The 8388-nt window shown below is 53.0% G+C and carries 7 protein-coding genes; 5 read left to right on the plus strand and 2 right to left on the minus strand.

Annotated features, from left to right (window positions below):
- Nucleotides 1-277: 277 nt before the first annotated feature.
- A complete protein-coding gene (locus tag ACJHVI_RS08320; protein ID WP_483184283.1) occupies nt 278-787 on the minus strand; it encodes a protein disulfide oxidoreductase in 510 nt (169 codons plus the stop codon).
- A gap of 200 nt (nt 788-987) precedes the next feature.
- Nucleotides 988-2556, minus strand: coding sequence for a bifunctional phosphoribosylaminoimidazolecarboxamide formyltransferase/IMP cyclohydrolase (purH, locus tag ACJHVI_RS08325; protein WP_483184284.1), 1569 nt, complete (start codon nt 2554-2556; stop codon nt 988-990).
- 162 nt (nt 2557-2718) lie between these two features.
- Here purH and ACJHVI_RS08330 point away from each other — a divergent pair, with 162 nt between their 5' ends.
- The 5 genes from ACJHVI_RS08330 to ACJHVI_RS08350 are packed head-to-tail and all read left to right on the plus strand — an operon-like array spanning nt 2719 to nt 8062.
- A complete protein-coding gene (locus ACJHVI_RS08330; protein WP_483184285.1) occupies nt 2719-4896 on the plus strand; it encodes an LPS-assembly protein LptD in 2178 nt (725 codons plus the stop codon).
- On the plus strand, nt 4893-6185 hold the full coding sequence (locus ACJHVI_RS08335; RefSeq protein ID WP_483184286.1) for a peptidylprolyl isomerase: 1293 nt from the start codon (nt 4893-4895) through the stop codon (nt 6183-6185). Before ACJHVI_RS08330 ends, ACJHVI_RS08335 begins: the two co-directional genes overlap by 4 nt.
- Before the next feature lie 8 nt (nt 6186-6193).
- On the plus strand, nt 6194-6991 hold the full coding sequence (rsmA, locus tag ACJHVI_RS08340) for a 16S rRNA (adenine(1518)-N(6)/adenine(1519)-N(6))-dimethyltransferase RsmA (RefSeq protein WP_483184287.1): 798 nt from the start codon (nt 6194-6196) through the stop codon (nt 6989-6991).
- Entirely contained in the window at nt 6984-7706 is a 723-nt protein-coding gene (locus tag ACJHVI_RS08345) for an SDR family NAD(P)-dependent oxidoreductase (RefSeq protein ID WP_483184288.1), read from the plus strand. The genes rsmA and ACJHVI_RS08345 overlap by 8 nt, the downstream gene beginning before the upstream one ends.
- The gene (locus ACJHVI_RS08350) at nt 7706-8062 is read left to right on the plus strand and encodes an MmcQ/YjbR family DNA-binding protein (RefSeq protein ID WP_483184289.1); all 357 of its coding nucleotides are present in this window, start codon (nt 7706-7708) and stop codon (nt 8060-8062) included. Before ACJHVI_RS08345 ends, ACJHVI_RS08350 begins: the two co-directional genes overlap by 1 nt.
- Nucleotides 8063-8388 lie beyond the last annotated feature (326 nt).

Raw genomic sequence — 8388 nt, forward strand, 5'->3', positions numbered from 1 at the left:
AAAAATCATCTACTTGGCAGAAAAGTGTTGTAAGATGTTCCATGTTAAAGGGCTTTTGTGATGGTTTGTTTTGTCAAAACAGTAGATTATCACAATTGCTCTTTATTTTTTAGTGGGGTGCTTATCCCGAACTCAGGTTAATATAGTCTCTTCAGATTAAAATGAGACACCTTAAAACAACATATTTAAATATTTTTCAATATGTTGAAGATTTTTATTATCTCATTTTAATCTGAAGAAGCTATACTTTTTCAATCCTTCGACGATAGCATATCCCCTAATGCCGCCCCCCCGCCAACATCAAGCGCGTTTTTAATCCCCAATAACTGCTCAAGCCGGTGGTGCTGTGCAGCACCCGCCCCTGCCGCACTAGCACGATAGTCGGCGTAACCTGCATTTGCCATTGCCGCGACAAACTGCCGTCGGCATCATTGATATTGTCGAAATGCCAAGCCTGCTTATCCAAATAAGCGCGAATATCGGCATCGCTGCCTGACTGCACCGCCACACCTAAAACCGCCACCCCGTCTTCATGCAGCTTCTGTATCACCGGAGAAGTATGGCGGCATATCCCGCACCAACTGCCCCAAAAATAGAGCAGCACCGTTTGATTGCTACTGTGCTGCGCCAATGTGAGCGAGGTACCGGATAGCGTAGATAACGGATGCTCGGCGGCATTCAAAGGCGCAGAAGGACGACGCCAGTAATCCGCGGCAACACTTAAGACCGCCAAGAACAAGGCAAATTGCAGAATATTTTTAACAATCGATTTGAGGATTTTGTGCATAGAAGAAAAATGTCAATCGAATAACATGTTTTATATATTGAAATTGCATCAACATGCCCAACATGCGCTTTCTTTTAAAATGACTAAGCCAAACCTTGGAAAGCACAAGCATTTTCAGATCATTACTATCGACTGAATATCATAAATATCGGCCCGCCTTATCTTGCTCATGATCAGATAAGGCGAGTCTTGTTCAGCGATTAATGACGAAAATGGCGCATACCGGTGAATATCATGGCAATGCCGTGTTCATTGGCGGCGTCAATGACTTCTTGGTCGCGCATGGAGCCGCCCGGCTGAATGATGGCGCTCACACCTGCAGCGGCGGCTGCATCGACGCCGTCACGGAAGGGGAAGAAGGCATCGCTGGCAAGCACGAGTTCGCTTTGGCTTAATCCTTCGTCTGCGGCTTTCATGGCGGCGATTTTGGCGGAATAGACGCGGCTGGTTTGTCCTGCGCCGATGCCGACGGTGGCTAAGTCTTTCGCCAGCACGATGGCATTGGATTTCACGGAGCGCACCACGCGCCATGCAAAGAGCAGGTCGCTGATTTCGCTATGGTCGGGCTCGCGTTCGCTGACGATGTTGATGTCGCTTTGCGCAATCGTACCTCTGTCCCAATCCTGTACCAAGATGCCGCCCTGTATGCTTTGGATTTGCCATTCCTGCGTGCTGTATCCGTCGTGTTTGATTTCCAAGACGCGGATATTCGGCTTTTGCGCAAAGGCTTCCAGCGCTTCGGGGCTGTATGCCGGCGCAAGGACGACTTCCACAAATTGGCGGCTGATGATTTCTTTGGCGGTGTTGACGTCAATCGCGCGGTTAAAGGCGATGATGCCGCCGAAAGCTGAGGTCGGATCGGTGCGATAGGCGCGTTCGTAGGCTTCTTGCGGATTGATGCCTTGCGCCACGCCGCAGGGATTGGCATGTTTGACGATTACGCAGGCGCAGTCGGCAAAGTTTAAGACTGCGCGCAGGGCGGCGTCGCTGTCGGCGTAATTATTATAAGAGAGTTGTTTGCCTTGCAGCTGTTTGGCACCGGCGAGGCTGTTGCCGCTGGGGCGGTTGGATTTGTAGAAGGCGGCGCGTTGGTGCGGATTTTCGCCGTAACGCAGGATTTCGCTTCGTTGGAAATTGAGAGTGAGTTGTTCGGGAAAATCGTCGTTTTCGCTGCCGTATTGATTAGACAGATAAACGGCAATCGCGCGGTCGTAGTCGGCGGTATGCGTGAAGGCTTTGACGGCGAGCTGATTGCGCATTTCCTGTGAAATGCCTTGGTTTTCAATCGCGGCGATGACGGCGGGATAATCGCCGGGATTGACCACTACCGCCACATCGCGGTGATTTTTCGCCGCGGAACGCAACATGGAAGGGCCGCCGATGTCGATGTTTTCCACCGCTTCTTCGAGACTTACGCCCTCTTTTTCAATCGTCTGACGGAAGGGATAGAGATTAACGACCACCAAATCAATCGCCCCGATGCCGTTTTCCGCCATCACGGCTTCGTCTGTGCCGCGGCGCGCCAAAATGCCGCCGTGAATTTTCGGATGCAGGGTTTTGACGCGTCCGCCCATGATTTCGGGAAAACCGGTGTGTTCGGCGACGTCTTTAACTGCAATGCCGGCTTCGCGCAGGGCGGCGGCGGTACCGCCCGTGGAGAGCAGTTCGATGTTTAAGGCGCTTAAGCGGCGGACGAAATCTAATAGTCCGCTTTTGTCGGATACGCTGATTAGGGCGCGTTGCGGGCGTAAAAAGGGGTTGTGGCTCATGGTGGCTCCGATGGTTACTGGCTGAAAGCAATATGATAGCGCATGAGGGTAAAAACGAGAATGCACAGATGCGGCGCGGTTTGCTAGAATAGCGTTTTTTATTTTGATTGGGTGGCGGTTTTGCACAGAATAGCCTTCTTTTTTGCTTGTGGCGCATTTCTATTGCCGCTACGTTTATGGGCGCATCAATGCGCGGTAGATCCCTTAATGCAATATACGCAATTGGGCGGCGATGCCTCGGATAATCGCGTGCATGTGGAATCGGACAGCTCGGTGAGCGATTTTCTGACCGCGAATTTCGAGGGCGAGGTCAAAGTCCGCCAAGGGGATAAGCATATTTTTGCGCCGAATGTGAAATATGTGCGCGAAAGCGAACATATTGCCGCGCCCGAAGGCGTGATTGTGGGCATGCCGACTGCCGCCGTGCAGGGCAAAGACGGCGAATATTTCATGCAGGAAAACCGCCTGACCTTTGCCGGCGCCGATTATTATCTCAGCCCCAAAACCACGGCAGCAGGCGATCACGGCAGCAACGGTCATGCCGAAAAAGCCATGATTAACCGCAGCAGCAATATTGATCATTTGGAAAACGTCACTTGGTCAACCTGTGAGCGCGTCGATCCCACTTGGCATTTGAAAGCCCGCACTTTGGAAATCGACAATAATGTCAATCGTGCGGTGGCGCGCGACGCGACTTTCCGCGTGGCGGATACGCCGGTATTCTGGCTGCCGTATTTCAGTTTCCCGACCACCGACGACCGCGCCACAGGCTTCTTAACCCCTTCCATCGGTTCTTCGGATCAGCGCGGTTTGGAAGTGGAAATTCCCTATTATTGGAATATCGCGCCCAATCAGGACGCAACTTTCACCCTGCGCCCGATGACTAAGCGCGGCGTAATGCTGGGTGCGGAATACCGCTTTTTGACCGAAAAGCACTCAGGGGAAATCAGCGGCGCGATTCTACCTTCGGACGCCAAATACAAGCATAACAACCGTTGGCAAACGGCGGCAAAATACCGCCACGGCATCAATCCGAATTGGACTTTCGACCTGCATTATCAAGACGTCTCCGATATCGATTACCAAAAAGACCTGCGCGGCGAGCTGGATATATATGACGAATGGTATCTTGACCGCTATGCGCGTCTGCGCGGCTCGGGCGATTGGGGTAATCTGATGCTGCGAGTGCAGGATTACAAACGCGTTAGCCCCGATGTCAGCGAACACAGTACGCCCTATAGCCGCATGCCGCAGATTTTATACAGCAAAGACTGGCGTAAAGACAATTTCCGCTTCGGCGTGAGCGGCGAAGCGGTACGCTTTGCTAAAGACGATTACGGCGATGCCAACCGTTTTTCCCTGAATACGGAAGCCGCCTACCGACTGGGCGCAAGCTACGGCTTTGTCGAGCCGAAAATCAGCCTCTCGGCGCGTCATTATACGTTCCATCCTGAAAACGGACGTTTCCGCGACGGCAATAAAACCTTGGTCATGCCAACGCTGAGCATTGACAGCGGCTTGATTTTCGAGCGCGAATTTACTTGGGGCGGCGAGGGCTACACCCAAACGCTGGAGCCGCGTCTGTTTTATCTCTACACGCCCTATAAAGACCAAAGCGACATCCCCAATTTCGACAGCGACGAGCTGACCAAATCTTGGAGCTGGCTCTTTGCCCGCAACCGCTTTACCGGCGGCGATAAAATCGGCGATGCGCATCAATTGACGACCGCTCTGACCACGCGTTTTTACCGCGATGAGGACGGCTTTGAAAAAGCGCGTTTTTCTATCGGACAAATCCAATATTTCAGCAACCGCCGCGTCGGTTTGCACCGCAACACTTCGGTGGCGGATAACAATTCCGTCTTGGTAACGGAGGGGCAATACCGTTTTGACAGTCATTGGTCTTTATACGGATTATCCTTCTGGAATCCTAATCAGCGGCAAAACGAGCGTAATATCATCGATGTGCGCTACAACCTAGATGCCGACCGCTATATCCATTTCGGACATCGTTACAAAGAAAACGATTATGACCAATTAAGCATCGGTGGCGGCTGGCGTCTTGCTCCGCAGTGGCGCGTTTTCGGACGCTACGACTATTCCCTGCGCGAAGATCGCGGCTTTAATACCATGCTGGGTGTGGAATATGACGATTGCTGCTGGGCATGGCGTATGGTCGGGCGGCATTACCGCGACGAACCTGACAGTCTCAGACATCATAATGCTGTTTATTTAGAATTTATTTTCAAAGGCTTGGGCAATATGGGCAGCCGTACCGGCAAATTATTGAGCAAGCAACTCACTGGTTTCACCCCCCTACCGCAGGAGAAAAATTTATGAAGCGCTTTGTATTCCTCATGTTTTGCCCGCTCTTAGCCGGCGCGCAAACCCTGCAATTCGGTCCGCAGGCGGAATATGCCCAATCGCAGGCACAGCCGCTTGACGAGATTGCCCTGGTAATCAATCAAGAAGCAATCAGCCGCCGCCAATTGGAAAAAGAATTGGCAGCCGCCCGCGCCGCATTGCCGCGCGACATCCCCCTATCAGGTGCGCAGCTGCAAGAATTGCTGATGGATCGCGTGATTATCCAACATGTGATTGAACAGCTGGCGCAGCAACATCAAGTGCAAGTCAGCGATGAAGAAATCGCCGAAGGTATTGCGCGTGTTGCCGAGCAAAATCAGCTCAGCCCCGCCGCCTTGCAGGCTCAAGTGCAAAAGCAAACCGGCATGAATGCGCAGCAATACCGGCAAAGCGTGGCAGAGCAAATCCGCCAAGCCAAATTGCAGGAAGCCTTAGTGGGCAACCAAGTCAGTATTACCTCCGCGCAAATCAATGAGCAATTAACCCAAATCGCCCGCCGCGAAGGCAGCACCATGCATTTGCAAGACTTGCTGCTGCCCGTGCCGAATCTGCCGGTGGAAGAACGCGGCGCCGCGATTGCCGAAACCCTCGCCCGCATTTCGGATGCCCTGCGCGCGCATAATAATGATTTAAGCCAAGCGGCGGCGGATATTCCCGAAGCCAAACTGGTCGATTTGGGGCAAGTCAATATCGGGCAAATTCCCCTGCGCTTTGCCAGCGCCGTGGCGGGATTGCGCGGCGGTCAAATGGTCAATAAACCGGTAGTCGATGCCGACGGCATGCACTTCCTGAAAGTCGTCAGCACCTCGGTGGCGGGCGGCGAAGGCTATATCGTGCCGCAGGCGCGGATGGCGCATATCCTGATTCGTCATAATCCGCACAACCCTCAAGCGGCAAAAGCCGCCATCGAGCAAATTTATGCCGCACTTCAACAGGGGGCGGATTTTGCCGCCTTGGCGCAGCAATACTCGCAAGACCCTACTTCCGCCGTGCGCGGTGGTGAATTGGGCTGGTTGAGTGCCGACACCCTTGACCCGCGTTTTGCCGAGCAAATCATTAAAGCGCCGCTGGGCAGCCTGCAGGCGCCCTTTGAAAGCAGCTTCGGCTGGCATATTTTGAAAGTCTATGAGCGCGAACAAGTGGATCGCAGCGAAGACATGCTGCGCGAACGTATCCGCGCCAGCCTCTACCAAAGTGCCATGCAGCAGGCATGGGAGCGCCGCATTATCGAAGCGCGGCAAAATGCCTATATCCGCATTTACTAGGAATAAGCATGGCTGAAGTCCGCGCCGCCAAACATTTAGGGCAGCATTTCCTTGCCGACGACCGCGTGATCGGCGACATGCTTAGCGCCATCTATCCGCAGCCCGAGGAACGCATCATCGAAATCGGACCGGGCTTGGGCGCGCTGACCTTACCTGTGCTTGCCAAAACCGGCGCCCTGACCGCTATCGAATTCGACAGCCGCGTACTGGCGCCTTTGGCACGCAAAGCGGCGGCGGTCGGCAAACTCAATCTTATCGAAGCGGATGTGCTGACGGTGGACTTTGCCGATTTGGGACTGGCGGCGCCGCTGCGCATCATCGGCAATCTGCCCTACAACCTTTCCTCGCCCATACTCTTTCATTGCCTCGCGCAGCGCCAACACATCCAAGACATGCATTTTATGCTGCAAAAAGAAGTGGTGGAGCGGATTGTCGCCCAGCCGGATAACAAAGACTATGGACGTTTGAGCCTGATGTTGCAGCAATATTTGCTAACCGAATCGCTCTTCGACATTCCGCCCGAAGCCTTTGATCCGCCGCCGAAAGTCGATAGCGCGGTCGTCAAACTCGTGCCGCGTGCCGCGCCGCAATGGGCGGTGCAATCGCCGGCGCATTTTGCCTTAGTGGTAAAAACCGCCTTTGCTCAGCGGCGCAAAATGCTGCGCAAATCGCTGTCGCATTGGTTTAGCAGCGAAGCATTGCAGCAACTCGACATTGACCCGACCCTGCGCCCCGAAAATCTAGACGGCGCAGTTTTCGCTCGATTGGCAGACGCCTTATTGGCAAAGGAAGCGCAGAATGATTAAACAAGCCATCATCACAGGACACAGCAGCGGACTCGGAGAAGCACTCGCCGCCGCCTTACTGGCGCAGGGTGCACAGGTTTGCGGCATCGCCAGACGCGGCAATGCCGCGCTTGCCGCGCAATACGGCGGACAATTGCAGCAAATCGCCTTGGATTTAAGCGATAGCGCCGCCTTGCAGCAATGGCTGGAAAGCGCGGCATTTGCGCAATTCTGCCAAAGACAGGAACTATGGCTGTTTAACTGCGCCGGCACGCAAGAGCCGGCTCGCTTACTGGGACGGCAGGGCGCGGCAGCCATTGCCCAAGCTGTTGCTCTAAACGTCAGCGCACCCCTAATGCTCGCCGATGCCGTCGCCGCATTGGCGCAGCGGCTGCGTATCGTACATATCAGCAGCGGCGCTGCGCATAAAAGCTATGCCGGCTGGTCGGTCTATGGTGCCTGTAAAGCCGCGCTTGACCATCATGCCCGCAATATCGCCGCCGAAGCGCAGCCGCATATTCAGGCGGTCAGCATCGCTCCGGGCGTGATTGATACCGCCATGCAGGCGGAAATTCGTGCCAATACCGATTTCCCCATTCGGCAGCGTTTTCTCGATTTGCAGCAAGACGGCGCATTGCAAAGCGCGCCAAGCACCGCCGCCGCCCTATTGGCTTATTGCGAAAGCGCGGCATTCGGACAAGAAGCCGTGATCGATATTCGTCATTTAGTCGAATAATGCAAGCCCGAGCACTGTTCCGGCATATCGAAAATACTTACCACGCCCAAGCGGAATATCTATGGCAAGGCTTTCCCGACTATGCCATATTCCGCGCACCTAATCGCAAATGGTTTGCCCTCTATATGCCGAACATTCCTGCCGCCGCCTTGAGTTTGGCGGAGGAAAAAACCTATGCCGTGCTTAATGTCAAAATTGATCCGCAGCATCTCTCCGCCTTATCCCTGCTGCCCTGCATACGCCCCGCCTATCATATGAACAAAGCCCATTGGGTCAGTATCTTAGCCGACGAAGCGGCGGATGATTTGCTGCTGGAACTGATTGCCGGCAGCTATCATTTGCTCTGTCCTGATTAAAGATTTTGTGACTAATTGTTAGTAAATACGTAATTAAAAAATCAGACAAGATACATCATTTGTCTCTCAAGATGTAAATTTATAACCATTTAACAATTATATAAAAATACCTAATCGGTATGAGATTGCCATGTCTCGTCTCTTTATGCCCGCCAAGATAATAACTGGGAAAATATTAAAATCTAAGGGCAAAGGGACATTTTAGGTGCTAAAAAGTTTGAAAAGCCTTATTCTGTAAGGCTTTTAGCGAGGTCAAAAGCTTTGAACACAAAAAATGCTTTTTCTGTGGCTCAAAACAGGTCAAAAAAGATGGCAGACAAATCATC

The sequence above is a fragment of the Suttonella sp. genome, from assembly GCF_056855035.1.

Bases quoted from the DNA above. Each gene is read 5' to 3' on its own strand.
- purH (WP_483184284.1), bottom strand. From the start codon at position 2,556: ATGAGCCACAACCCCTTTTTACGCCCGCAACGCGCCCTAATCAGCGTA.
- ACJHVI_RS08335 (WP_483184286.1), top strand. From the start codon at position 4,893: ATGAAGCGCTTTGTATTCCTCATGTTTTGCCCGCTCTTAGCCGGCGCG.
- ACJHVI_RS08345 (WP_483184288.1), top strand. From the start codon at position 6,984: ATGATTAAACAAGCCATCATCACAGGACACAGCAGCGGACTCGGAGAA.
- ACJHVI_RS08350 (WP_483184289.1), top strand. From the start codon at position 7,706: ATGCAAGCCCGAGCACTGTTCCGGCATATCGAAAATACTTACCACGCC.
- ACJHVI_RS08320 (WP_483184283.1), bottom strand. From the start codon at position 787: ATGCACAAAATCCTCAAATCGATTGTTAAAAATATTCTGCAATTTGCC.
- rsmA (WP_483184287.1), top strand. From the start codon at position 6,194: ATGGCTGAAGTCCGCGCCGCCAAACATTTAGGGCAGCATTTCCTTGCC.